Source organism: Uliginosibacterium sp. sgz301328, assembly GCF_041807905.1.
Taxonomy (GTDB): Bacteria; Pseudomonadota; Gammaproteobacteria; order Burkholderiales; family Rhodocyclaceae; genus JBGVSA01.
Genome location: NZ_JBGVSA010000009.1, coordinates 21,843 through 48,209, shown reverse-complemented (window position 1 = coordinate 48,209; position 26,367 = coordinate 21,843). Strand labels below are relative to the sequence as shown.

The 26,367-nt window shown below is 64.7% G+C and carries 20 protein-coding genes; 12 read left to right on the top strand and 8 right to left on the bottom strand.

The window, feature by feature from the left end:
• Nucleotides 1-24: 24 nt before the first annotated feature.
• From ACDA63_RS08630 to dnaE, 3 genes are all read right to left on the bottom strand, one after another.
• Nucleotides 25-504 carry a WbuC family cupin fold metalloprotein gene (locus tag ACDA63_RS08630; RefSeq protein ID WP_373662818.1) on the bottom strand — a complete coding sequence of 160 codons (480 nt, stop codon included), beginning with the start codon at nt 502-504 and terminating at the stop codon, nt 25-27.
• Between the two features lie 69 nt (nt 505-573).
• Nucleotides 574-1,194, bottom strand: a complete 621-nt coding sequence (locus ACDA63_RS08625; protein WP_373662817.1) for a hypothetical protein — start codon at nt 1,192-1,194, stop codon at nt 574-576.
• Nucleotides 1,195-1,376: 182 nt separating this feature from the next.
• Nucleotides 1,377-4,901 (bottom strand): DNA polymerase III subunit alpha, encoded by a 3,525-nt coding sequence (gene dnaE / locus ACDA63_RS08620; protein WP_373662816.1) that lies wholly within the window; start codon nt 4,899-4,901, stop codon nt 1,377-1,379.
• Between the two features lie 168 nt (nt 4,902-5,069).
• Here dnaE and ACDA63_RS08615 point away from each other — a divergent pair, with 168 nt between their 5' ends.
• Nucleotides 5,070-6,323 (top strand): putative Na+/H+ antiporter, encoded by a 1,254-nt coding sequence (locus tag ACDA63_RS08615; RefSeq protein WP_373662815.1) that lies wholly within the window; start codon nt 5,070-5,072, stop codon nt 6,321-6,323.
• A gap of 129 nt (nt 6,324-6,452) precedes the next feature.
• Entirely contained in the window at nt 6,453-7,709 is a 1,257-nt protein-coding gene (locus ACDA63_RS08610) for a putative Na+/H+ antiporter (RefSeq protein WP_373662814.1), read from the top strand.
• A gap of 216 nt (nt 7,710-7,925) precedes the next feature.
• On the opposite strand, the gene ACDA63_RS08605 is transcribed toward ACDA63_RS08610, so the two are convergent.
• The 5 genes from ACDA63_RS08605 to ACDA63_RS08585 form a co-directional block, all read right to left on the bottom strand.
• Nucleotides 7,926-8,978, bottom strand: coding sequence for a LacI family DNA-binding transcriptional regulator (locus ACDA63_RS08605; protein WP_373662813.1), 1,053 nt, complete (start codon nt 8,976-8,978; stop codon nt 7,926-7,928).
• A 160-nt stretch (nt 8,979-9,138) separates the two neighbouring features.
• The gene (locus tag ACDA63_RS08600; protein WP_373662812.1) at nt 9,139-9,915 is read right to left on the bottom strand and encodes an SDR family NAD(P)-dependent oxidoreductase; all 777 of its coding nucleotides are present in this window, start codon (nt 9,913-9,915) and stop codon (nt 9,139-9,141) included.
• Nucleotides 9,916-10,082: 167 nt separating this feature from the next.
• Nucleotides 10,083-11,258, bottom strand: a complete 1,176-nt coding sequence (gene ccsB, locus ACDA63_RS08595) for a c-type cytochrome biogenesis protein CcsB (RefSeq protein WP_373662811.1) — start codon at nt 11,256-11,258, stop codon at nt 10,083-10,085.
• On the bottom strand, nt 11,242-13,371 hold the full coding sequence (locus ACDA63_RS08590) for a cytochrome c biogenesis protein ResB (RefSeq protein WP_373662810.1): 2,130 nt from the start codon (nt 13,369-13,371) through the stop codon (nt 11,242-11,244). The genes ccsB and ACDA63_RS08590 overlap by 17 nt, the downstream gene beginning before the upstream one ends.
• A gap of 142 nt (nt 13,372-13,513) precedes the next feature.
• Entirely contained in the window at nt 13,514-14,185 is a 672-nt protein-coding gene (locus ACDA63_RS08585) for a cytochrome c (protein ID WP_373662932.1), read from the bottom strand.
• 101 nt (nt 14,186-14,286) lie between these two features.
• Between ACDA63_RS08585 and yihA the strand changes: the two genes are divergently transcribed.
• From yihA to ACDA63_RS08535, 10 genes are all read left to right on the top strand, one after another.
• Entirely contained in the window at nt 14,287-14,916 is a 630-nt protein-coding gene (gene yihA / locus ACDA63_RS08580; protein ID WP_373662809.1) for a ribosome biogenesis GTP-binding protein YihA/YsxC, read from the top strand.
• Nucleotides 14,917-15,432: 516 nt separating this feature from the next.
• Nucleotides 15,433-16,437, top strand: a complete 1,005-nt coding sequence (hemB, locus tag ACDA63_RS08575; protein ID WP_373662808.1) for a porphobilinogen synthase — start codon at nt 15,433-15,435, stop codon at nt 16,435-16,437.
• On the top strand, nt 16,434-16,928 hold the full coding sequence (locus ACDA63_RS08570) for a GNAT family N-acetyltransferase (RefSeq protein WP_373662807.1): 495 nt from the start codon (nt 16,434-16,436) through the stop codon (nt 16,926-16,928). Before hemB ends, ACDA63_RS08570 begins: the two co-directional genes overlap by 4 nt.
• A 138-nt stretch (nt 16,929-17,066) precedes the next feature.
• Nucleotides 17,067-17,777, top strand: a complete 711-nt coding sequence (locus ACDA63_RS08565; protein ID WP_373662806.1) for a TetR/AcrR family transcriptional regulator — start codon at nt 17,067-17,069, stop codon at nt 17,775-17,777.
• A gap of 39 nt (nt 17,778-17,816) precedes the next feature.
• Nucleotides 17,817-20,303, top strand: coding sequence for an acyl-CoA dehydrogenase (locus ACDA63_RS08560; protein WP_373662805.1), 2,487 nt, complete (start codon nt 17,817-17,819; stop codon nt 20,301-20,303).
• 10 nt (nt 20,304-20,313) lie between these two features.
• Nucleotides 20,314-21,612, top strand: coding sequence for an acetyl-CoA C-acetyltransferase (locus ACDA63_RS08555; protein ID WP_373662804.1), 1,299 nt, complete (start codon nt 20,314-20,316; stop codon nt 21,610-21,612).
• Nucleotides 21,609-22,556, top strand: coding sequence for a DegV family protein (locus tag ACDA63_RS08550; RefSeq protein WP_373662803.1), 948 nt, complete (start codon nt 21,609-21,611; stop codon nt 22,554-22,556). The genes ACDA63_RS08555 and ACDA63_RS08550 overlap by 4 nt, the downstream gene beginning before the upstream one ends.
• A 17-nt stretch (nt 22,557-22,573) precedes the next feature.
• Entirely contained in the window at nt 22,574-24,520 is a 1,947-nt protein-coding gene (locus ACDA63_RS08545; RefSeq protein ID WP_373662802.1) for a 3-hydroxyacyl-CoA dehydrogenase NAD-binding domain-containing protein, read from the top strand.
• Entirely contained in the window at nt 24,517-24,909 is a 393-nt protein-coding gene (locus ACDA63_RS08540) for an acyl-CoA thioesterase (protein WP_373662801.1), read from the top strand. Before ACDA63_RS08545 ends, ACDA63_RS08540 begins: the two co-directional genes overlap by 4 nt.
• An 80-nt stretch (nt 24,910-24,989) precedes the next feature.
• Nucleotides 24,990-26,291, top strand: coding sequence for an OmpP1/FadL family transporter (locus ACDA63_RS08535; RefSeq protein WP_373662800.1), 1,302 nt, complete (start codon nt 24,990-24,992; stop codon nt 26,289-26,291).
• The last annotated feature ends 76 nt before the right edge of the window (nt 26,292-26,367 follow it).

The window sequence follows — 26,367 nt, the reverse complement described above, 5'->3', positions numbered from 1 at the left end:
GGACTGGGGTTTACCGGGGTCCGATCAGGGCTGCGTGAAGTGCCTGCGCATCATCGCAAGGCAAGTCGCCGCACCGTCGGTTCCTTCGGCCGGCGCCCATGGTGCGAACTCGCTGTCTTCAAGAGGGCGATAGGGGCCGCGCTTGGCTTCGAAGAACACGGCGGGCTCCAGCGCGATCACGCTGTGCCACAAGCCGGTCGGGATGAACAGACCGAAATCGTCGCCGCCCGGGCTGAGCACCCGGGTTTCCGTCACATCGCCCCGATCGTCGAAGAACAGAACGCCAAGGCGCCCACGTACGACGATGAGCGTTTCTTCTTTGCCGGGAATGATGTGGCGATGCGGGACGACGTAGGAATCCGGTTGCAGCGCATTGAAGAACCGCTGCGCGGGATCTTCGGTGTTGGCGTGCAGATTGTGGTTGCGGCGACGGCGCGGTGATGCGGCAGCCTGGGCGCAGAGATCGTCGAGCAGTGCGCGGCCGAGGAAGCGAGGTGCTGGCATGGTGGAAAGCGGGAACTGCAGGGGCGGGCGCGCGATTATTCCGCGTTTGCCCGCGCGCAGCCAGTGGCGTCAGTACGAGTATGAAGCGCCGAAGCTGAGGTACGGGTTCCAGTGAATGCCATCGTTGCCCGAGCCGGGCTTGAGCCCCATGCCCGAGGACACCGCGCAGGACAGCGCAGCCGTGCGGCATTCACCGCCGCCGCTGGCGTAAGCGCCGATTTCGGCCGACAGGCTCCAGCGCGAGGTGCGTGATTTGGTGCTGACCCAGCCAAAGCCGACGAAGGGCGTCGATACGCGGTCTCGGACGTCGAAGTTGGCGGCCGACATCGCATCGACCGTGGGCGTGCGTTCGCTGAGTGTGTCGCGCCACATCATGCCGGCGGACGTCCGCAGGCCGTTGTCGAAAGGCCGCCAGTCAGCCCATACGGTCGGCGAACGAGAAAGCGAGCTGTCGTCGCTGTTGCCGGACAGGCGCAAAGGTTGCGTGGTGGCCAACGCAGGACCGGCCGCGGTGGCGCTGCTGCCGGTCGGGTCGGAGAACCGGAGGACGAGGCTGCTGTTGGCGCCCGCGGGCGCATCGCCCAACACCGCGCCCGACGGCAACGTCACGCGCAGCCCCGCTTGCGCCCAGCACTGGGCGGCGGAAAGCAGGCACACGGTGACGAGGAGGGAGCGTGTCAGACTTTTCATGAGATTACTTTCGGCAATCTCTGACTCAAAAACAAGTGTCGTTTTTCACGATTTGCTGTGCGCGCGCATTCGCACGACAGACGGAAGTCGTCCTCCAGGCCGGGAAGGCCTGCGTTTCCTCGCCAAGCCGCGTGCGTTGTCGTTCTTGCCCCGATGTTGCGTAAAAAATACACCGGCCAGCGTCAGCCGTAGTTGATGTCAACACTCTCGGGCGATAGCCATTCGCGCAGTGCTTCCAGCAGGGGTTCGTCCAGCTTGACGCGCCAGTTCTCGCCCAGGGGCAGGTCGCCCTCCGCCTGCCCGTTGCGATAGCGCAGCCGCACGTTGCAGGCACCTTCGTCCCGCGTACCGCGATAGCCGGCGAGCAGCCCCTGCAGTCTGTCGGCCGCCGCACGGGCGCCGCCTGCCGCGGCGACCTCTCCGTTGATGCGCACATTGAGCGCGCGGGCGTAGCGGCCGCGTGCCTCGGCCAACGTCATCATGCGTTCGGCGATGATGCGGTAGCCGCCGGTAAAGTCGTCGTTGCTGACCTTGCCTTCGACGATCAGTACCTCGTCGGCGACGATCTTGTCCTTGTTGGCGTCGAGCACTTCGGCGTAGGCGGTGACTTCGAGCTGCGCGGTGCCGTCGTCCAACTGGATGAAGGCCATCTTGCCGCGATTGCCGATCTTGGTGCGGAAGGCGCTGACCACGCCGGCCATCATCTGCGGCTCTTTTTGCGGCTCCACACGCGACAGCGTGCGGCGCACGAAGCGACTGACTTCAGCGCGCGAGCTGTTGTACGGATGGCCGGACAGGAAGAAGCCAATGGCGATTTTTTCCTCGGTCAGGCGCTGGCGCTCCGTCCATACGCGGGCTTCGATGAAGTCCGGCGCAATCGACGAAGCTTCGCCCGGCATGTCGAACAGGCCGCCCTGGCCGGCGCTGGCGGCGGCTTGTTCGGCTGCTTCCATGGCGATGCCGACGGTGGCCATGAACCTGGAGCGGGCGTTCTGCCCGGCGGCGTCGGTGGTGTCGAAGGCGCCTGCGCGGATCAGTGCTTCGATGGTGCGGCGATTGACCTGGCGGCGGTCGACGCGGTTGCAGAAGTCGAACAGGTCGCGGAACGGGCCGTCCTTTTCGCGTGCGGCGAGGATCGCGTTGACCGCCGGCTCGCCCACGCCTTTGACCGCGCCGAGGCCGTAGCGGATGGTCTTGGCGTCGGTCGGTTCAAAACGGTAGTTGGACGCGTTGATGTCCGGCGGCAGGATCTTGATGCCGTTGGCCAGCGTGTCTTCGAAGAAGATCTTGACCGTGTCGGTGTTGTCCATGTCGGACGACATGGTCGCCGCCATGAAGGCCGCGCAGTGGTGCGCCTTGAGCCACGCAGTGTGATAGGTGACGACAGCATAGGCGGCGGTGTGCGACTTGTTGAAGCCGTACTCCGCGAATTTCGTCATCAGATCGAACAGATGCTCGGCAAGCTGCGGGTCGTAGCCTTTTTTCTTGGCGCCTTCCGCGATGGTTTCGCGGTGCTTGGCCATTTCCTCGGGCTTTTTCTTGCCCATCGCCCGGCGCAGCATGTCCGCACCACCCAGCGTGTAGCCGCCGATGATCTGCGAAATCTGCATCACCTGCTCTTGGTACACGATCACGCCGTAGGTCGGCTCGAGGCAGGGCTTGAGGTCGGGGTGGAAGAAGTCGATTTCCTGCTGGCCCTTCTTGCGCAGGATGAAGTCGTCCACCATCCCGGAGCCGAGCGGGCCCGGACGGTACAGCGCCAGCACGGCGATGATGTCTTCGAAGCGGTCGGGGCCGAGCTTCTTGAGAAGCTTCTTCATCCCGTCCGATTCCACCTGGAAGATCGCCGTGGTGTTGGCGTCTTTCAGGATCTGGTAGGCGGCCGGGTCTTCGAAGCCCAGCGCCATGAGGTCGATGTTCTGCCCGGTCAGGCGTTCGATGTATTCGAGCGCGAGCTTGATAATCGTGAGGTTTCGCAGACCCAGAAAGTCGAACTTCACCAGCCCGACGGCTTCGACGTCGTCCTTGTCGAACTGCGAGACGGTCGAGGCGTCCGCGCCATCTGCGATGTACAGCGGGCAGAAGTCGGTGATCTTGCCCGGTGCGATCAGCACGCCCCCGGCGTGCATGCCGATGTTGCGGGTCAGCCCTTCGAGCGGCAGCGCGAGCTCCCACAGTTCCTGGATGGATTCGCCGTCGGCCTCGTCGGCCATCATCTCGTTGATGGCGGGTTCTTCCTTGCGCGCGTCTTCCAGCCCCAGCGGTTTGTTCTGCACCACCGGAATGAGCTTGGACAGGCGGTCGCACAGGCCGTACGACAGATCGAGCACGCGGCCGACGTCGCGGACCACGGCCTTCGATGCCATCGTGCCGAAGGTGGCGATCTGGCTCACGGCGTCGCGGCCATAGCGGTCGCGCACGTATTCGATGACGCGGTAGCGGTTGTCCTGGCAGAAGTCGATGTCGAAGTCGGGCATCGACACGCGTTCGGGGTTCAGGAAGCGCTCGAACAGCAGAGCGTAGGCGGTCGGGTCGAGGTCGGTGATCTTCAGCGAATAGGCGACCAGCGAACCGGCGCCCGAGCCTCGGCCCGGGCCGACCGGCACGCCGTTGTTCTTGGCCCACTGGATGAAGTCCGCCACGATCAGGAAGTAGCCCGGGAAACCCATCTGGATGATGGTGTCGGTCTCGAACTTGAGCCGGTCGTAGTAGCGCGGGCGTTCGCGTTCGCGTTCTTCGATGTTCGGGTAGAGGTGTTCCAGGCGCTCTTCGAGCCCCTTCTTGGCTTCCTGCACGAGGAAGTCGTCCAGCGACATGCCGTCGGTGGGGAATTGCGGCAGGAAGTTCTTGCCCAGCGTGATCGACAGCGAGCAGCGCTTGGCGATCTCGACCGCGTTGGCGAGCGCTTCGGGCAGGTCGGCGAAGAGTTCGGCCATTTCGGCCTGCGTCTTGAAGTACTGCTCCGGCGTGAATTGCTGCTGGCGGCGCTTGTCGGCCAGCACGTAGCCCTGGGCGATACAGACGCGAGCCTCGTGTGCCCTGAAGTCATCGCGCTTGAGGAACTGGATCGGGTGCGTGGCGACCACCGGCAGCGACAGGCGCGCGGCCAGTTGCACGGCCTGCTGCACGTAGGCTTCCGCCCCCGGATGCCCGGCGCGCTGCAATTCTATGTAGAAGCTGCCCGGGAAGCGGGCGGCCCAGTCCTGCGCGGCATGCTCGGCGGCGGCAATGTTGCCGGCGGCGATCGCCAGCCCGACATCGCCCAGCATGGCGCCCGACGCACAGATCAGCCCCGAGGCGGACTCGGCGGTCAGCCAGTCGCGGCGGATTTCGGCCCGGCCGCGGTATTTGTTTTCCAGGAACGCCCGGGAGATCAGTTCGCACAACTGGCCGTAGCCCGCGCGGTGCTTGCAGACCAGTAGGACGCGATAGGGTTTGTCGCGGTCATCGTCGTTGGTGATCCAGGCGTCGATGGCGACGATCGGCTTGATGCCTTTGCCGCGGCAGCCCTTGTAGTGCTTGACCATGCCGAACAGGTTGGCCAGGTCCGAGATGCCCAGCGCGGGCATGTTGTCGGCCTTGGCGGCTGCGATGGCATCGTCCGTCCGCACGATGCCGTCTTCCACCGAAAACTCGGTGTGCATGCGCAGGTGGACGAAGATCGGATCGGTCGGCAGGGCGGGGGTGTCGGGTGCGGCGGAAGTCATGGGGCAGGATTTTACTTGTCCGCGCCCGGGCCTGCATCGCCAATCTGATTGCGGGTCCGTCGCCTGAGCCAGATCGACCGGGACGCCCGGACCAGCGTGCTAGTATGGCACGGCGTTCAAGAGGGGGGCTCCTTGGACGCCGATGACAAAACAACACGAGACAATCCGATGAGTCACGCATTGGAAATCACCGCCACGTTCATTTTTGCGCTGGCCGTTCTGCATACCTTCATTGCTCCGTGGTTCGAACGGCGCGCCCACCGCGACACCGCCAACGCCGGCATGTGGCATCTGTTCGGCGAGGTCGAAGCAGTCTTCGGCATCTGGGCTGCGGTACTGCTGCTGATCATCGCCATCGCCGAGGGGGCCCAACCGGCCATCGATTACCTCGAAAGCCGCAACTTCACCGAGCCGATGTTCGTGTTCGCCATCATGGTGATCGCCGCATCGAAACCGATCCTGCAGCTCTGCGTGGCCGCGGTGCGCAGCGTCGTGCGCGTATTGCCGCTGCCCGAGACGGTGGCGTTCTATTCCGTCGTGCTTGCGGTGGTGCCGCTGCTGGGTTCGTTCATTACCGAGCCTGCCGCCATGACCCTGGCCGCGCTGATGCTGCGCGATCGCTTCTACACCAACAAGATTCCCACTTCGATGCGCTACGCCACCATCGGCGTGCTGTTCGTGAACGTGTCGATCGGCGGGACGCTGACCAGCTATGCAGCCCCCCCGGTGCTGATGGTGGCCGGCAAGTGGGGGTGGGATACCGCGTTCATGTTTACGCACTTCGGCTGGAAGGCGATGACGGCCGTCCTCGTCAACACCATTGGCGTGACGGCGCTCTTCTGGCGGCATCTGCGTGCGCTGGATGCCGTGGCCGTGCCGTGGAATCGTGAGTCGCCCCTGCCGGTGATCGGCTTTCACCTGCTGTGCCTGATCGGTGTCGTGATGTTCTCCCATCACGCGGCGGTGTTCATGATGATCTTCCTCATCTTCCTCGGGTTCGCCGAAGCCTATCGGGCCTTCCAGGATCGCCTGATCCTGCGCGAGGGTCTGATGGTGGCCTTGTTTCTTGCCGGGCTCGTCATCCTGGGCGGCATGCAGAAATGGTGGCTGCAAGAGTTGCTCGCCGGCATGGACAACCTGACGCTGTATTTCGGTGCGACGGCGCTGACCGCCATCACCGACAACGCCGCGCTGACGTATCTCGGTTCGCTCGTGCAAGGCACCGATGATGCCTTCAAGTACGCGCTGGTGGCGGGCGCTGTGACGGGGGGCGGCCTGACGGTGATCGCCAACGCTCCGAACCCCGCCGGCTATTCGATCCTCAAGCGCTATTTCCCCAACGAGACGATCAGTCCTGTGCTGTTGTTCTTGTCAGCCGCACTCCCGACGGTCGTTGCCATCTGCGCGTTCCTGCTGCTGTAGGAAGAACGTTGAGAGGTATCAAACTGGCATTTCGGTGCCATGCAAGGCCGGAACTCCTGTTCGGGGGCCGAGTCCACCGGGCTCGCCATGGCGCGCACGGCGCGATGAGCTGCCCCGAAGAAAGCAAATATGACGCACACCATTGAAATCGTCGCCACGTCGCTGTTCGCGTTGGCTATCCTTCACACCTTTCTTGCTTCGCGCTTTGAACGCCTGGCGCACACCCAGTCGTCGCATGCCGGCCTATGGCATTTCTTCGGTGAAGTTGAAGCTGTCTTCGGCATATGGGCATTCGTGCTGGTCGTGACGATGGCTGTCGCGATTGGCACCAGCGGTGCGGTCGCGTATCTCGAAGGGCTGAATTTCACTGAGCCGATGTTCGTGTTCGCCATCATGGTGGTCGCGGCGTCGAAGCCGGTCATCCATTTCTGCCGGTGGCTGGTGCATGGCGTGGCACGTGTGCTGCCACTGCCCGCAAACCTCTCGCTCTTCTTTGTCATGCTGTCGCTGGTGCCGCTGATGGGATCGTTCGTCACGGAGCCGGCCGCCATGACGCTCGCGGCATTGATGCTGCGCGAACGCTTTTATTCCAAAGGCATTTCGGCGCGCCTCAAGTACGCCACGCTCGGCGTGTTGTTCGTGAATGTCTCCATCGGCGGCACGCTCACGCACTTCGCCGCGCCACCGGTGCTCATGGTTGCCGGCACCTGGGGGTGGGATGCCGCTTTCATGTTCTCGAACTTCGGCTGGAAGGCCCTGGTCGCCGTGCTTTTCAACGCAGCCGTATTGACGGCTGTCTTCTCCGGCGAATTGCGTGGTTTGGAAAGCTCGCGAGAGAAAGCGCAGAACGACCGGATGCCGGGCATCGTCATCGGCATTCACCTCGCATTCCTGGCGGGCGTCGTCATCTTCGCTCACCACCCGGTGGTGTTCATGATGCTGTTCCTGCTCTTCCTCGGTTTTGCGACGGCCTACGGGCGCTTCCAGGATCGGTTGATCCTGCGCGAGGGTCTGATGGTGGCGTTGTTTCTCGCCGGTCTCGTCATTCTTGGCAGTCTGCAGAAGTGGTGGCTGCAACCGCTGCTCTCCGGCATGAACGACACCGTGTTGTTCTTTGGGGCAACGGCGCTGACCGCGATCACCGACAACGCGGCGCTTACCTACCTCGGCTCGTTGGTCGAAGGTGTGGGGGACGGCTTCAAGTACGCGCTGGTGGCGGGCTCGGTGGCGGGCGGTGGCCTCACAGTGATTGCCAACGCACCCAATCCGGCGGGATTCGCGATGCTGAAGAACTACTTCCCCGACCAGGCCATCAATCCGCTCGGCCTGCTCGCTGCCGCACTGGGACCGACGGCGGTCGCCATCGCGGCCTTCAAGTTGCTGTAGAGGCGGCGCGATTGTCGGGCGGACACCGGGCCGCCGAGGCCGTCGCCCTGTAGCGCCGCCTCCCGCGGGCGGGTGCCGATCCGGTATTGAGGTCGGTGCCACGTCGCTACGTCAATGAATCCGCCGGCGCGACGCGAAGCAGGCTCGGCGAGCAGCGGCGGGATGGTTTCGAGGCGATCGCGCAGGCGCGCCAACCGCCTCGATGCGGAACGCGGCCTAGCTGTGCGGCGCGGCCGTCGAACCGCGCTGGACTAGGCGAGGCGCCAGTACGGTTTCGCGCGGCTGTTGTTGCGGGTCGCGGATGCGTCCGACGATCTGCTCGACGGCGGCTTCGGCGATCAGGTCGAACGGCTGCGCCACGCTCGTGAGGCCTGGACTGAGCACGTCACACAGACTGATGTTGTCGACACCCACGAGCGAGACGTCCCCGGGGATCGACAGCCCCGCCGCGCGCAATCCCGACGCCATGCCCATGGCGAACATATCGTTCAAGCACACGATGCCGGTCGGCCGTTGGGCCAGTGCCAGGTATTCCGCGGCCGCCGCGCGCCCGATGTCGGCCAGTGCCGTATCGCCGTAGGGCGATTGGCCCGGCGTGGGCTCGCGGCTGATTTCGATGGCCTGCAATCCATGTCGCGCCATTGCCTGCCGGTAGCCGGCCAGGCGCGCCTGACGACTCGGCGACAGGGGGAGCGCCGTGGCATAGGCGATGGACCGGTGTCCCTGGGCGACGAGATGATCGACCGCCATGCCGATCGCTTGCTGATTGTCGATGGTGACGATGTCGACATCGTCCATGTGAATGTCGGTGTGCCGCATGTCGAAGGCGGCGAAGGCGATGGCGCGCTGGCGCAGCCATTCGATCGTTGCCGCGTCCGCTGGAGCGGAGGCGCCCAGCAGGCCGCGCACGCCACCGGCGACCAGTTCTTCCATGAAGCTGCGTTCGCGCTGCGGGTCGCGCAGCGTATTGCACAGTACGACACGGAACCCGCGCCGGTTGGCGGCTTGTTCCACCGCCAGCGCCAGTTCGCCGAAGAACGGGTTGGCCACCGACGGCACGAGCAGCCCCAGCAACGGCGCATGACCCGTCTTGAGCTGGCGCGCCGCAGTGTTGGGGGTGAAGCCGAGCGTCTGGACGGCCTGCGCGATGCGCTCGCGCGTGTCCGGGCTCATCTGGTCGTGGCGTTCGTTGAGGAAGTTCGAGACGCTCGAGGCGGAAACGCCTGCGGCCTTGGCTACGTCTTGAATGGTCGATCCGCGATGTCGCACTGTCCGTGTCCGTTGCGATGTTGGAAATGGGGGCCGGTACATCCGGCGCCCGCGCATTGTCGCACCGGCGTGGGCCCGGGCACAAAAGACACTTGGGCGAATGTCGCATCCATGACAACGGCGTGTGTCGGGCCGTCGTCAGGATGCGTGCCGGACCGGCTCAGGGGCAGATCTGCCCACCATTGACGTCGAGAATCTGGCCGGTGATGTAGCCGCTGGCGGCGTGCGATGCAAAGAACACATATGCTGGGGCGAGTTCCCGCACGGTGCCGAACCGGCCCATCGGGATGCTGTTGGCAATGCGCGTCTTGAGTTCGTCGCTCTTGTCGGCGTGGAAGGCGGTGTCCACCGTACCGGGGGCCACGATATTGAAGCGGATGCTGTCCTTGGTGAATTCCTTCACCCAGTTGCGGTGGATGTCGTGCAGCCACGCCTTGGAGGCCGCATACACGCCGGCGCCGATGCCGCCGCCTTCGCGAGCCGCGATGGAACCCGTGCTGATGACGGCGCTGGTGGTGCCGCTGGCCTTGGCGGACGCGCGCAGGTGCGGAATGGAGAACTTGGTCATCATCAGCACCGAACGGCCGTTGAGATCCATCACGCGGTCGTAGAAAGCGTCGTCGATATTCTCGAGGTTGCTGCGCCCGGCCAGCCCGCCGGCATTGTTGATCAGCACGTCGAGGCCGCCGAAGTGGTCGACGAAGGCCTCTACCAGGCGCTGACACTCAGCCGTCTTGGTGATGTCGGCGCGGAAGAAGGCGCCATCGCCGCCGGCTTCGCGCAGCTTGCCCAGCAGCAGGGCCGGGTCGGCGGGGGCGACGTGCGAATTGAGTCCGACCAGTGCCCCATAGCGAGCCAGTTCGACGGCAGTGGCGAGCCCGATGCCTTCGGTCGAGCCGGTGATGAGGATTCTCTTGCCTTTCAGATCGCTGAACATGATGTGACGCCTTCGATGTAAAAGTGAATCGTTATACTAAAACGATTTAGAAAAAGAAAGCGAAATCCTCAAATCAGTCCCAAAATGCAGCGCGGTTACACGCCCGGCAGGCCGGCGTGACGCAAAAAAAGGGCGCCGCGGCGCCCTTGGTGCGAGTGTTCAGTCGATCAGAGCGAGCCGTACGAATGCAGGCCCGACAGGTACATATTCACGCCGAGGAAAGCAAAGGTCGTCACCAGCAGGCCGATGAGCGCCCACCACGCCAGTACCGCGCCGCGCAGCCCTTTGGTGAGCCGCATGTGCAGCCAGGTCGCGTAGTTGAGCCACACGATCAGCGCCCAGGTTTCCTTCGGGTCCCATTGCCAGTACGTGCCCCATGCCTCGGCCGCCCACAGCGCACCGAGGATGGTAGCGATGGTGAAAAAGGCAAAGCCGATCGAAATGGCGCGGTACATCACATCGTCCAGCACCTGCAGTGAGGGCAGGCGGCTGGTGAGGATGCCCTTGGACGCCAGCAGGTAGGCGGCGCCGACCATCGCCGACATGGCGAAGGCGCCGTAGCCGATGAAGTTGGCCGGCACGTGGATCTTCATCCAGTAAGACTGCAGGGCCGGAATCAGCGGCTGGATTTCGTGCGCGTCGCGCGAAAAGCTGTACCACAGCAGAAAGCCCACCGCCGCCGAGATCACCAGCATCACGAACGCGCCCATGCGCCGGGTGGCGTAGCGCGATTCGTAGAAGAGGTACATCAACGTGGTCAGCACGGTGAACAGCACAAACACTTCGTACAGGTTACTGACCGGGATATGGCCGACGTCGGTGCCGATCAGGTAGCTCTCGTACCAGCGCACCAGCATGCCTGTGAAGCCGGCGCCCGCTGCGATCCATGCCAGTACGGTGCCGCTGCGCTCGAAAAAGGTGGAGCGCGCGAGCATGCCGAGCCAGTAGGCGGCAGTCGACAGGAAGACCGTCGCGCTCATCCACATGATGGCCGTCTGGCTCGACACAAAGTACTTGAGGAGGAAGACCTCGTCGGCTCGCACCAGTTGCCCCTGGTACAGCCCGACGGCGATGAGGGCCACCGCCGCGCATGCGAGCAGGAACACCCGCATCGGCTTCCAGTACCAGCCGAATGCGGCCGCCGCAGGCACGGTGCAGACGAGGATGGCCCGTTCGTAGATGTCCATGTACTCGCCGAAGGCGTGCAGCGCGTAAGCGGCGCCCGCCGCGAGGATCAGTGCGAAGAGGACGTCGAACGGCCCGAAAGCGGGCAGGCGTGAAGTCTTGGCGAGCAGCGTTTTCTGTGCGATTTCCATGGTTCCGCCATCACTGAGGTTCGTCACGCTGGGCCGCCGTGGCGTCCAGGTGGTTCATGAGCGCATCACGGTGGCGGGCAAACTGCTCGCCCGCGTCCAGTCCCTGCCGGTTGGTCGACAGCGCCATCAGGATTCTGCCATCAGCCTTCAGCAGAACGAACAGGCGTCGCTCGCGCACGTACAGCATGGCGAACACGCCCATCACCAGCAACAGGCTGCCAAGATAGACCAGCGGCTTGCCCGGTGAGCGCGTCGCTTGCAAGACCGTCGCCTGTACCTGCTCGAAGCTCACCAGTTGCAGATAGACCGGCGAACCATAGTGCATGCTGTCGCTCACGCTGGCCAGGCTGTCGCGTACGAACTGTATGCGTTGTGCGGTCGGTTCGACGGGCTTTTCGCCAGCGCGTTCGCGCGCCAGCATCCAGGCTTCCCACGTCGTGCCTTCCATGACTTTCAGCAGCGCCGAGGCGACATTCTCGCGATCCGCCTGCGGCACAGTCTTCTCGATGAAACCGCCGAGCGAATCGAAACCTTGCTCGCTGAATAGCTGCAGCGTGCGCTGGGCGGTTTCTTCGAGTCGCTGCGCCGAATCCGGCCTGAGCGATTCGCGCTGTTGCGCGCCGCGTGCGTAACGCCTGGCGACTTCGGCGCGAAGCTTTGGGTCGAGCAACGCGTTGCGCAGGGCGAACCAGGCGTCGACCGTGCCCGCTTCATCAGTCGGAATGCGCAGGAAGCGGAAGGGCTGGTCGGGCGATTCGCGCATGCCGGCCAGCGCGTACCAGCGCCCGTCCTGCTCGGTCGGCACCATGTAGTTGATGTACTCGCGGGCCTGACCGGACGCATCGCGCAGGCGGTACGTGAAGCTGGGCCCCACGTTCTTCATCGTCCGTTCGCTGCGTGACTTGGCGCCGCTGCCCAGGTGCTGTTGGAGGCGGGCCAGACCGGTGGCGGTGGAAGCTTGCTGCCCCACCGTTTCGACATTGAACGGGCGGAAGTCGGTGAACTCGGCCGTGTATTGCTGTCCGTCATAGGCCAGCGGCAAGGCTTCGTTGACCACGGCTTCGACCAGACGCGACTCGGGCACGCTGGCGTGGTCGCCATGATCCGCGTGGCGGCCGCCTTCTTCTTGGGCTTCGCCCGGCACGAGGCTGTGAACCGCCAGCCGCAGGCGGCTGCCCCCATCTTCGAAGCTCGCCTGATACAAGGTCACGCCACGATAGGTCAGCGGCTTGTTCACTTCGATCGTGTGGCGGAAAGACTTGCCGCTGTCGCGGTCCGTGATGATCACGTCGCTGGCGAAGCGCTTGGGCTGGCCGGTGGGGTAGAAATCGACGTGGAATTTATCGAGTGACACGATGAACGGCAGATCCTGCAGCAGCATGCCGTCGTCGACATTGAGCACGGCGACACTGGCCGACTTGCCTTCGGGAATGAACACGTTGCCGCGGAAGGTGGCGTTGCCTTCACCGAGGCGACTTGTCGGCGGCACCTGCGAGACGTCGCTGACCTCGCCATGCAGCACCTGCTTGTTGCCCAGCGCCATGCGCAGCTTGAGCGGCAGATTGCCGTCGAGCAGCCCGCCCACGCAGATCAGGATGATGGCGCCATGCGCCAGGAAGTACCCGGCGCGGCTCCAGCTGCCTTGCTTGGCAGCCAGCAGCAAGTCGCCATCGCGCGGGTTCTCTCGGGTGCGGAAGCCATTGGCTGCGAGGTATGCTCGCGTGCGTGCGGCGGCGGTTTCAGCATCGAGCGACGTGCGGCCTTCGGCGCACAGGTGGAAGGCGCGCAGCGAAGTCTCTCGCGCCGTTTCGCGGAAGGCGCGCATGTCGTGCAGCATCGGGCGCGCGTGGCGGACGATGCACAACCCGGTCGACAGGAGCAGGAAGGCGAGGATCGCCAGGAACCAGCCGGTGCTGTAGACGTTGTACAGCCCGAGCATCTGGAACATCGGGAACCAGAACGGACCGAACTGGTTGAGGTAGTTGTTGAACGGCTGGTTCTGCTGCAGCAGCGTGCCGATGACCGACGCGATGGCCAGCACGGTCAGCAACGCGATGGCAAAACGCATCGACGACAGCAATTCGTAGAGGCTGCTGGCGGCCTGGCTCCGGGGGCGTCTTGCTGGGGCTGGGTTCTTCATGGGACTGGGCGGTTGGTCGTTACTACGACCGGTGCGGCCGCCTTTGGTTGCAGCATTGTGCCGCGCGGCATGCATTCACTGCGCAATCGGCGGCAGAAAACAAAAAGGGGTGGCCGGGCCACCCCTTCAGCGTCGCCATTGATCAACGCAGGCCGGCAATATAGTCGGCCACCGCCTTGATCTCGGGATCGGTCATGCGCAGGGCAATGCTGCGCATCATCGAGTTCGGATCGTTGGCGCGCACGCGCGGCGAATCGGGCTTGGACGCGTCGGTCACGTCGCGGAATGCCTTGAGCTGGGCTTCGGTGTATTCCGGATGCTGGCCGGCAAGGCGCGGGAATTGCGCCGGCAGGCCTGCACCGGCCGGACCGTGGCAACCCGCGCAGGCGGGCAGGCCGCGTGCCTGATCGCCACCGCGCCACAGGCGGCGGCCCAGATCGAGCGTGTCCTTGTTGTGTGCGAAGGCGGGCTTGGCCTTCTGCTGCGAGAAATACGCTGCCAGCGCCTTCATGTCGTCGTCCGACAGCGGCGTGGCCATTGCCGTCATCACGGCATTGGGGCGTTCGGGCTGCTTGCCGTCCCAGCCCTTGAAGTTGTGCAACTGCTTGTAGATGTATGACGCGTGCTGGCCCGCCAGCGACGGATTGGCAGTGATCACACTGTTGCCATCGACCCCGTGGCAGGCGGCGCACACCTGCTCGACAGTCTGTTTCGCCTTGGCCATGTCAAGCTTGGCCGCAGTCTGGGGGCCTGTCTGGGCGACCGCTACGGTGGCGGACAGCGTCAGGGACAGGCAAAGCATGCGCTTGATCATCATCACCTCAAAGGCGGGAAGCGTTGTCAAATCCTGATATTCTATATCAGCTCTCCCGTCGGCCAATACGCAGGCTGCATTCGCTGCCAGCGCCCCTTCAAATGCCCTTGTTCCGCAACGCACGCTTCGAGATTTCCATTGCCCGCCCGCAGGATCTGCCGCCCCCTTCCGGCGCCGAGATCGCCTTTGCCGGGCGCTCCAACGCGGGCAAGTCCAGCGCCATCAACACGCTGGTCGGGCATGTGCGCCTGGCTTTCGTCTCCAAGACGCCGGGCCGCACGCAGTTGATCAACATCTTCCGCATGACCAACGGCGCCGCGCTGGTCGACCTGCCCGGGTACGGCTACGCCAAGGTGCCGGAGGCCATCCGCAAGCAGTGGGTCAAGCTGCTGGAAAACTACCTGTCGCGGCGCGAGAGCCTGATCGGGCTCATCCTGATCATGGATTCGCGCCATCCGCTCACGCCGCTGGACCGTCAGATGCTTGATTGGTACGCGCCCACGGGCCGGCCGATCCACGTGCTGCTGACCAAGGCCGACAAGCTCACGCGCTCCGAACAGGCGCGCACGCTGGCCGTGGTGCGGCGCGACCTCAAGGCGGGCTGGGGCGATCAGGTGACAGTGCAGCTCTTCTCGAGCCTGAAGAAGACCGGGGTGGAAGAGGCAGAAGCCATCGTGGGGAGCTGGCTGGTGCCGCCTTCGACCGACGAAACCGAAGCCGTCGCCAACTGAAAACGCATGCGCGCGGTTCGCGCGAGAGGCCGGAATGTACTTCGGTACATACTCCGGTCCAAGCGGATTCCGGGCCGCACATGAGTTTCGATCACGGCTTCGCAGCCCGATGAATTTGGCGGGGCTTGTTCAGGTTCGGTGCGAGAAGTCGTCAGCGAGACGAAGAGCAGCGCAGGAGCCGGAATGTACTCGGCGCATGAGGATTCCGGGCAGCGCATGAGTTTCGATCACGGCTTCGCAGCCCGATCATGGACAAGCCCAGAAAAAATAAGCCCCCGGCGAGAGGGGTTCGCGCCGGGGGGAAAACAACCTGAACGACCCGGGGGAGTGCGCTCAGGCGCCCGCTCAGGGAGGTGAAGCGGGAGATGGCGTCGCGCCATCTGCAGGCTATGACGGGCCCTTGATATAGAAGTTCCCGACAATCATGCGATTTTTCGCAGGACGGCCGGTTTTGTTCGATGATCCTCTCCTGATTACGCGAAACCGGCCATCGAATCACTCCGCGAGGATGTACCAGTGACCAAGTTCGCAGCATTTCCCCATGCTCGCCCGCGCCGCATGCGTCGGGACGACTTCTCCCGCCGTCTCATGCGCGAATCGCGCCTGTCTGCCGACGATCTGATCTACCCGGTCTTCGTGCTCGATGGCGAGCGTCGCACCGAGGCGGTCGCTTCGATGCCCGGCGTCGAACGCGTGTCGATCGACAATCTCCTGCGGGTGGCGGAAGAGGCCGTGAAGCTCGGCGTGCCGGCGCTGGCCTTGTTCCCGGTGGTGGACCAGGCCCATAAGAGTCTCGATGCCGCCGAGGCCTGGAACCCCGAAGGTCTGGTTCCCCGCACGGTGCAGGCGCTGAAGAAGCACTTTCCCGAACTGGGCGTGATCACGGACGTCGCCCTCGATCCGTACACCACGCACGGGCAGGACGGGTTGATCGACGAGTCCGGCTATGTGCTCAACGATGAAACCGTGGCGGCGCTCGAAAAGCAGGCGCTGTGTCACGCGCAGGCAGGTGCCGACGTGGTCGCACCTTCCGACATGATGGACGGCCGCATCGGCCGCATCCGCCAGCAACTGGAGTCCCACGGCCTGATCTACACGCGCATCCTGGCCTACTCAGCCAAGTACGCATCGGCGTTTTACGGGCCGTTCCGCGATGCCGTCGGATCGGCCGCGAATCTCGGCAAGGGCAACAAGTACACCTACCAGATGGACCCGGCCAATTCGGACGAGGCTGTGCACGAGGCCGCCGCCGACCTCGCCGAAGGCGCGGACATGGTCATGGTCAAGCCTGGTATGCCATATCTGGACATCGTGCGCCGGGTGAAGACCGAGCTCCAGGTGCCGACCTTTGTCTATCAAGTCAGCGGCGAATACGCGATGCTGCAGGCGGCGATTGCCAACGGCTGGCTGTCGGAGGCGGTGATTCTTGAATCGCTGACCGCCTTCAAGCGCGCCGGCGCCGATGGCGTGCTCACGTACTATGCGCTGCACGCAGCGCGCGCGCTCAAGGGCGGCGCATGACATCAGTAGTGGTGCGGCCGATGCGGGTGTCCGACTTGCCGGCCGTATTCGACCTGCAATGCCGGGCCTATCCGCCTGGCTATCACGAACCGACCGATGCGCTGGCCAGCCGGCTCGCCCTTGGCCCGGCCTTCTGCTTTGTTGCTTTGGCAGGCGATGCGGTGGTGGGCTACGTTTTTGCGCATCCGTGGGCCGGGCCGCCGCCCGCACTGCACACGCCGCTGCCTGCCTGCGAAGCGGCCGATCATGTGTTCTTCCATGACCTCGCCGTCTGCCCGCTGCGTCGCGGCGTTGGAGCCGCGCAGCGCTTGCTCGACGCCCTTTTTGCGGCGGCCCATGCACGTGCCATTCGTAGCGCGCGTCTTGTGGCGGTGGGCGAGGCGCAGCCTTTCTGGCGTCGCCATGGTTTTTCGACCCAGTCGATCGCCCTGCACCCGAGTTACGGCGAGGCGCAGCACATGGCTCGCTCGCTGATCGCCAACGCGCACTGACGCAACGCCCGTGGGTACGCGTCCTGCGTACCCTTTGTTTCCGTCCAATTATTCCTTGTGGATTCCCCTTAGTTGACCTGGGTCAAATTGAACGTATGATTCAAACGAACGTTTGATCTGGATTCAGGAGTGACCTCAGTGAATACGACAGTGCTGGACAAGCGCGCCCCCGAAGCGCGTGGATCATCCGACACCGCCGCGCGCATTCTCGATGCGGCCGAAAAACTCTTCGCTGAACATGGCTTCGACGGCACGTCGATGCGCCTCATCACGTCCGTCGCGGGCGTGAATCTGGCGTCGGTCAACTATCACTTCGGCAGCAAGGAAGGTCTCTTCCAGGAGGTCTTCCGTCGTCGCCTGACCGAACTGAACCTGCACCGGCTGGCCATGCTCGATCGCGCCGAAGCCGCCGCCGCTGGTGCGCCGCTCAAGCCCAGCGCGGTGCTGGAAGGCTTCTTCGGCCCCGCGCTCGACATGGCGGCCGATACCGAACGCGGCGGACACACCTTCATGCGCCTGCTTGGACGCACTTATACCGAGCCGGCGGAATTCGTCCGCAAATTCATGGCGGACGAATACGCGCAGGTGGTGGCGCGCTACACCGACGCGCTGTACCGCTCGCTGCCCGACGTACCGCGCGCGGAAATCATGTGGCGCTTCCATTTCATGATGGGGGCGATGTCCTACGCCATTTCCGGCGCCGATTCGCTGGAACTGGTGACGGGACGCTTCGACGATGACCCGGCGCTGCTCAAGCCGCGCCTGGCCGCCTTCCTGCTCGGCGGGCTGCGGGCGCCGTTACCGGATGGACACGGCATGCGCGGCGAACCCGCGCGACAGGCCGACTGAACAAACCGAATAAAAAACGAAAAATCCCAGGAGACAGAGATGGTGATTGGATTAGTGGTGTTGCTGGTGATCGGCATGCTCGCACTGGCTGCGATGCGTGCGCCGCTGGCAGTGTGGGTAGTGGCGCTGGCCGCGTGGTGGTTCGGTCTGTCGGCGGCAGCCGGCTGGTCGACGACGACCGGCATCGTGCTGGCGGCCATTACGGTGGTGATCGGCGCCGTGTTCGTATTGAAGCCGCTGCGTCGCGCGCTGGTGACACGCGGTATTTTCGGCGCCTACAAGAAGATGCTGCCGGCGATGTCGGACACCGAACGCACCGCGCTCGAAGCCGGTACGGTGTGGTGGGACGGCGAACTGTTCTCGGGTCGCCCCGACTGGAAGAAGCTGCTGTCGCTGCCGCAGCCCACGCTCACGCCGGAGGAACAATCCTTCCTCGATGTCGAGACCAACGAACTATGCCGTCTCGTGAACGACTGGGAAACCACCCACGTCCACAACGATCTCTCGCCCGAAGCCTGGCAGTACATCAAGGACAAGGGCTTCCTCGGCATGATCATCCCCAAGTCGTATGGCGGTAAAGGCTTCTCGGCCTTCGCGCATTCGCAGATCGTGATGAAGCTGTCCACGCGCAGCTCGGCATCCGCCGTCAGCGTCATGGTGCCCAATTCGCTCGGGCCGGCCGAACTGCTCCTGCACTACGGCACCGACGAGCAGAAGTCGTACTACCTGCCGCGTCTGGCGTGCGGACAGGAGATTCCCGCCTTCGCACTGACCAGTCCGCAAGCGGGCTCGGATGCCGCGTCGATTCCCGATCGCGGCGTCGTCTGCAAGGGCATCTACCAAGGGCGCGAAGTGCTCGGCATGCGCGTCACCTGGGACAAGCGCTACATCACACTCGGGCCCATCTGCACGGTGCTGGGGCTGGCTTTCCGCCTGTACGACCCCGACCACCTGATCGGTAACGTCGATGATCTGGGCATCACCTGCGCGCTGGTGCCGCACGACCATCCGGGCGTGAATATCGGCCGTCGCCACTTGCCGCTCAACGCGATGTTCCAGAACGGACCCAATTGGGGGACGGACGTCTTCATGCCGCTGGACTTCATCATCGGCGGCCCGAAGATGGCGGGGCAGGGGTGGCGCATGCTGATGGAATGTCTCGCCGCCGGGCGTTCGATCTCGCTGCCGGCTTCCAACACCGGCATGATGAAGCTCACGGCGCGGGCCGTCGGCGCATATTCCCGCGTACGTGCGCAGTTCAAGACCGCCATTGGCAAGTTCGAAGGCGTGGAAGAACCGCTGGCGCGTATCGGCGGCAATCTGTACATGGCCGATGCGGCGCGCGTGATGACCGCCGGCGCGATCGACCTGGGCGAGAAGCCCTCGGTCGTGTCCGCCATCGTCAAGTACCACGTCACCGAGCGTGCCCGTGTGGTGGTCAACGACGGCATGGACATTCTCGGCGGCAAGGGCATCTGCCTCGGGCCGCAGAACTTCCTCGGCCGCGCGTATCAGCAGATTCCCGTCGGCATCACGGTGGAAGGCGCCAACATCCTCACGCGTTGCCTGATCATCTTCGGGCAGGGTGCGATCCGCTGCCATCCGTACGTGCTCAAGGAAATGCTCGCCACGCAGGATCGCGACAACACGCGCGCGCTGGTGGCTTTCGACGATGCGCTGTTCTCGCACATCGGCTTTACCGCCTCGAACAAGGCGCGCGCCTTCCTGATGGGCCTGACGGGTGCGCGCTTCGTGCGCGCGCCGGACAATGTTGCGCCCGAAACGCGCCGCTACTACCAGCGCCTGACGCGCTTCGCGGCAGCCTTCGCGTTCCTCGCCGACGTGTCGATGCTGACCATGGGCGGCGATCTCAAGCGCAAGGAAAAACTCTCCGCGCGACTGGGCGACATCCTCTCGCAGCTCTACCTGTGTTCGGCCACGCTCAAACGTTTTGAAGTCGAAGGTCGCCAGGCCGCCGACGCGCCGCTCATGCATTGGTCGATCCGAGATGCGATCTTCAAGATGCAGATTGCATTCGACGGCGTCATCGCCAACTTCCCCAATCGCTTCCTTGCCTGGGGCCTGCGTCGCGTGGTGTTCCCCTTCGGCCAGCGCTACGTCACGCCGTCCGATCGCCTGGGGCACGAAGTCGCACAGTTGCTGATCGCGCCGTCCGCCACGCGCGACCGTCTGGTGGCCGACAGCTATGTGCCGACGACCGAGGACGACCCCGTCGGCACGCTCGAACTGGCGCTGCAGGCAGCCGTCGCCGCGGACGCCATCGAAGCCCGCGTGCGCGCTGCCCACAAGGCGGGGCAGATCGATGCGCGCGGCATGCCGGCCCAGATCGCACAGGCCATCGAGCGCAAGATCATCACGGTCGAGGAACAACAATTGCTAGAACGCCGCGAGGCGCTGCGCCAGAAGTGCATCCGTGTGGATGACTTCCCGCAGGACCTGGGCATCGGTGACGCACGCGCACACATTCGCCCGGCCATGACCGAGGCGCATCGCGCGGCTGCCTGAGGATGACTCAATGAGCTTCAAACCGGTCTACATCATCGATGGCGCGCGCACGCCGTTCCTCAAAGCACGCAACGCACCGGGGCCGTTCGCGGCGTCCGACCTTGCCACCATCGCCGCACGAGCGCTGCTGGCGCGCCAATCGTTCGTAGCGGACGAGCTCGACGAAGTCATCCTCGGCTGCGCTTCGCCATCGCCGGACGAGGTCAACATCGGGCGCGTGGCGGCGCTGCGCATGGGCTGCGGTCAATCGGTGCCAGGCTGGACCGTGATGCGCAATTGCGCCTCGGGCATGCAGGCGCTCGACTCGGCGGTGACCAACATTCAGGCGGGGCGCTCGAACCTCGTGCTTGCCGGCGGCGCGGATGCGCTCTCTCGCGCGCCGCTGCTGTTCTCGGACGCGATGGTGCGTTGGCTGTCGGGCTGGTACGCGGCCAAGACACTCGGCCAGCGCGCGGCGGCGATCCGTCGCTTCAAGCTGGGTTATCTCGCGCCGGTGATCGGCATCGTCAAGGGGCTGACCGATCCGGTCGTCGGCCTGATGATGGGGCAGACCGCCGAGAACCTTGCGTGGCGCTTCGGCATTTCGCGCGAAGAGATGGATGCCTTCGCCGTGCGCAGTCATCAACGCGTAGCGGCTGCGCAGGACGCGGGCCACTTCGCCGACGAACTCGTTCCGCTGGTCGATGAAAAGGGCAAGGTCTACGCCGAAGACGACGGCCTGCGCCGCGATTCGAGCGTCGAGGCGCTCGCCAAACTGCGTCCCTTCTTCGACAAGAAGTACGGCAAGGTCACGGCGGCCAACAGCTCGCAGGTGACCGATGGTGCGACCTGGCTCGTGCTGGCCTCCGAAGAAGAGGTGCAGCGGCGCGGGCTCGAACCCATTGGCCGTATCGTCGACAGTCAGTGGGCAGGGCTGGCGCCGGAGCAGATGGGGCTCGGCCCCGTACATGCCTGCACGCCGATCCTGCAGCGTCATGGGCTGGGCCTGAACGACCTCGATGCATGGGAAATCAACGAGGCTTTCGCCGCCCAGGTGATGGGCTGCATTGCCGCGTGGAACGATGCGGCGTATTGCCGCGAACAACTCGGATTGCCGGACGCGCTCGGCCGGCTCGACGAGTCGAAGCTCAATATCGATGGCGGCGCCGTCGCGCTGGGCCACCCTGTGGGTGCCAGCGGCGCGCGCATCGTGCTGCACTTGCTGCATGTCCTGCAACGCACCGGCGGCAAGCGCGGCATCGCGTCGATCTGCATCGGCGGCGGGCAAGGTGGCGCGATGCTGGTGGAAACCATGGGGGCCGGCGCATGAGCAGCATCGGCCTGGTGGTGGACGCCACCTGCGACCTGCCGTCCGATTTTGTTCGCGAACACGGCGTGTCCGTCATGCCGATCTCCGTGCGCGCCGGACAGCACACGCTCGTCGACACGCGCGACGATGCGCGCACGCTGGCGCACTATGCGCGGCTGGCGCCGACCGATGCTGACGACATTCACTCCGAGCCGCTCGATCCGGCCGGTGTCGAGCGCTTCGTGAGGGAAGAGATCGTGCCGCTGCACGATCATGTCTTCTGCCTGACGATCACCTCGGCCCGCTCGAAGATCTACGACAACTCCACGCGCGCCTCCTTCAGCATCAATGCACAGGGGCGCGCCCTGTGCGCAGAACATGGCCGCAACGGGCGCTTTGCGATGGCCGTCATCAGTAGCCAGAGCATGTTTGGCGGGCAGGCCGTAATGGCTTCCGAGATCGCGCGCCTCATCGGCCAGGATGCCAGTGCGCGCGACATCGACGAACGCATCCGCGCGCTGGCGGCACACACGCATTGCTACATGGTGCCGCCCAGCCTGCACTACATGTATCGGCAGGCTTCGCAGCGCGGAGACAAGAGCGTGTCGTGGGGCAGCTTCACCTTCGGCACGATGCTGGACGTCAAGCCGGTGCTGCACTGCCATCGTGATCAGACCGGCCCGGTCGACAAGGTGCGTGGGTTCGAACATGGCGTCGAGCGCATGTTCGGACGCGTTGCGCGCCAGATCCGCGAAGGGCTCCTGGTGCCGACCGTGTGCGTAAGCATCGGCGGCGACCCGGCCACGCTGGACACGATTCCTTCCTTTGTCGACATGCTTCACGCGGCCCGCGATTGCGGCGTCGAAGTGCTGCGCGCAGTCATGAGCGCGGCCAGCGGCACCAAGGTCGGTCCCGGCTGCATCTCGGTCGGATTCGTCGCCGACAATCATCGTTACGCGACGTGAGTACGGATATGCAGAGAATGAAATCAGAACAAATGTTCCGTCACTGGCGCCTGGATCGCGATGCCGAAGGCGTCGCCTGGGCCACCATCGACTATGCCGATGGCTCCGCCAACACGCTCGGCAGCGAAGTGCTGCGCGAATTTTCGAGCCTTCTCGACGTGCTCGACGGCTTGCCGCCCGCAGGGCTGGTGATCCGCTCCGGCAAGAGCGCCGGCTTCATCGCCGGGGCCGATCTCGACGAGTACATGAAGATCGACACGGTCGAGGGCATCAAGGAAATCGTCGCGCGCAACTGGGACCTCTACAACCGGCTGGAGCGCGTGCCGTACCCGACGCTGGCGCTGATCCGCGGGCACTGCATGGGCGGTGGCCTCGAGATGTCGCTGGCGTGCCGCTATCGCATCGCGGTGGACGAGCCCGCCACGCGCCTGGCGCTGCCGGAGGTGATGCTCGGCATCGTGCCCGGCTGGGGGGGCATGCTGCGCCTGCCGCGTGTCATCGGCCCGGCGGCAGCCATGGACATGATGTTGACCGGCAAGCAGATCGACGCACGTCGCGCCAGGCGGATGGGGCTGGTGGATGAAGCCGTGCCGCCGCGCGTGATGGACAACGCTGCGCGCATGCTGGTGTTGTCCAAGCGCCCCGCCCATCGTCCGGGCCTCGTGCAGCGCTTGCTCAACGGCCCGCTCAAGAGCGTCGTGGCCAACGGCGCGCGCAAGCAGGTCGCCAGGCGCGCCCGCCCGGAGCAGTACCCCGCGCCGTACGCCATCATCGACACCTGGCAGCATTTCGACGGCAACTCGCTTGCCGTGCCGCCGGGACACACGGCATCGCTGGAATACATCTTCGCGCAGGGCACGGCGCGCAATCTGGTCCGCGTGTTCTTCCTGCAGCAACGGCTCAAATCCTTTGGCAAGACCGAAGACGTCGGCGCGTTCGACCCGCGTCACGTGCACGTGGTGGGTGCCGGCGTGATGGGCGGCGATATTGCCGCGTGGTGCGTGCAGCGGGGCATGACGGTCACGCTGCAGGACCAGAACATCGAGCGCATCGCGCCCGCCATCCGGCGCGCGGCCGAAGGCTTCGGCAAGAAGTACCGCGGCGATCGCAAGCAAGTGCGCTTTGCCCTCGACCGCCTGATTGCCGACCCGCGCGGCGACGGCATCGCGCACGCCGACGTCATCATCGAAGCGATCTTCGAAAACCTCGACGCCAAGCACGCCCTGTTCCGCGACATCGAATCGCGCGCCCGACCCGACGCGGTGCTGGCCACCAATACCTCGAGCCTGCGCCTGGAAGATATCGCCATTGCGCTCAACCAACCTGAGCGCTTGGTGGGCATTCATTTCTTCAACCCGGTGGCAAAGATGCCGTTGGTCGAGGTGGTGCGCGGGCAGGGGAGCGATGCGCAACAGGTTGCCCGCGCGCTGTCGTTCGTGCACAAGCTCGACAAGCTGCCGCTGCCGGTGGCCAGCGCGCCCGGCTTCCTCGTCAATGCCGTGCTCGGGCCGTACCTCCTCGAGGCAATGCGCTGCGTGGACGAGGGCATCGCGCCCGCGACCATCGACGCGGCGATGGAAGCCTTCGGCATGCCGATGGGCCCGATCGAGCTGGCCGACACCGTCGGGCTCGACATCGCGATGGCGACGGGGCGCGCGCTGACTGGCGCAACGGACGTTCCGCGCACGCTCGAGTCGCTCGTGGCGGCAGGCAAGCTTGGGCGCAAGAGTGGCGAGGGTTTCTACACGTGGCGCGACGGCAAGGCCACCAAGCCCGATGCGGGCTCGGTGCCGGACGGGCTTGCCAGACGGCTTGTCGAACCCCTGTTGTCGGCCACGCAACGTTGCGTCGACCACAACGTTGTGGCCGATGCGGACCTCGCAGACGCCGGAGTGATATTCGGCACGGGTTTTGCCCCGTACACTGGTGGTCCGATGAATTACCTGTCTCAGAGAACGCAATGACAAAGCTTCCCGATCGCGAACCGACATTGCGCGTTCTTCCACTGCCCAAGGACCTCAACCAATCCGGCGACGTGTTCGGCGGCTGGCTCATGGCGCACGTGGACATCGCCGGTTCGATCCCTGCCATTCGCCGCGCACGCGGCCGTGTGGTGACCATCGCGGTCAACTCCTTCGTTTTCCGCGAGCCGGTCTTCGTGACCGACCTCGTCAGCTTCTACGCGACGATCGTCAGGGAGGGCACGACCTCGATCACCGTCGATGTGGAGGTCTACTCCGAACGCGATCCCATGAACCCGCACGTGGTGAAGGTCACCGAAGCGACCCTGACCTACGTGGCCCTCGACGAGCGGGGCGGCAAGCGGCCGCTGCCTTCGATGGAGGGCCGTTGAGCATGTTTTCGATGTCAGTCTTGCAGCGTTGTATCGAGCGCGCCCACCGCGCTAGTCGTCCACACAGAGGAGAGTTGTACATGAAGAAAAAAACGATCGCCCACGCGGTAGCCGTGGTGGTTGGCGGCTTCGCGGCTGCCGGTGCCAGCGCTTCCGGTTTCCAGTTGCTGGAACAGAACGCGAGCGGCCTGGGCAACGCGTATGCAGGTTCGGCCGCCGTGGCCGAAGACGCGAGCACGATCTATTTCAACCCGGCCGGCATGACCAAGCTGCAGAACTACGAGCTGTCGGTCGGCTTCAACGGCATCAGCCCCAGCTACAAGTTCCAGAACGGCAACTCCAATACGGGCCTGCTGACGTCCACCGGCAACGGCGGCGATGCCGGCAGCCTGGCGTGGTTGCCCAACGGCTACGCTTCGGCCCGCCTGGTCGACAACCTGTACTTCGGCCTGGGCCTGGGCGCACCGTTCGGCCTCAAGACCGAATACGACGAGCCCTGGATCGGCGGCGCGCAGTCGCAGATGTTCGAGATCAAGACGTACAACGTGAACCCGTCGCTGGCCTACAAGATCAACGACAAGGTTTCGGTGGGCGTGGGCCTGAACTGGCAGAAGATCGATGTCGACTATCAGCGCATCGCCGGCGTCGGCCCGACGCCGATCGCTCCGGGCGTGACCGTTCCGCTGCAGTCGTTCACCGCCAAGCTCAAGGCTGACGACACCGCCTGGGGCTGGAACGTCGGCGCGCTGTTCGACGTATCGCCCACCACGCGTGTCGGCGTGTCGTACCGTTCGCAGATCAAGTACACGATCGAAGGCAACCTGAGCGTCAGCGGTCCGTCCGCCGCCGTGGCGTCTTCTCTCTCGAGCGGTGCCCGCGCCGACGTCAAGCTGCCCGATACCTTCATCGTCAGCGTGACGCAGCGCCTGGATGACCGCTGGACGATGATGGGCGACCTGTCCTACACGGGCTGGAGCAGCATTCCGAAGGTCGACATCGTCCGCACGTCCGGCGCGCAATCGGGCACCGTCGCGCAGACGCTGGACACCAACTTCCGCGACACGTGGCGCGTGGCGCTGGGCGCGACGTACAAGTACGACGACGCGTGGAGCTTCAAGTACGGCGTGGCGTATGACCAGTCGCCGGTGAAGAACGCCGAGTCGCGTCTGACGTCGCTGCCGGACAACGATCGCGTGTGGCTGTCGGTGGGCGCGCAGTACCGCTTCGCCAAGGCCTCGCGTGTTGACCTCGGCCTGTCGTACCTGTTCATCCGTGACGCCAACATCCACAACGACCAGTCCGCACAGGGCCGTGGCGTGGTGGATGGTTCGTACTCGGGCAACGTGCTGGTATTCGGCGCCCAGTACTCGCAGGCGTTCTGATCGTTTAATCATCCGGGAGGAGAGCGACACAGGCACGCGGTCACACGACGGCACCTCCGGCATCCGCCGGCGCTCC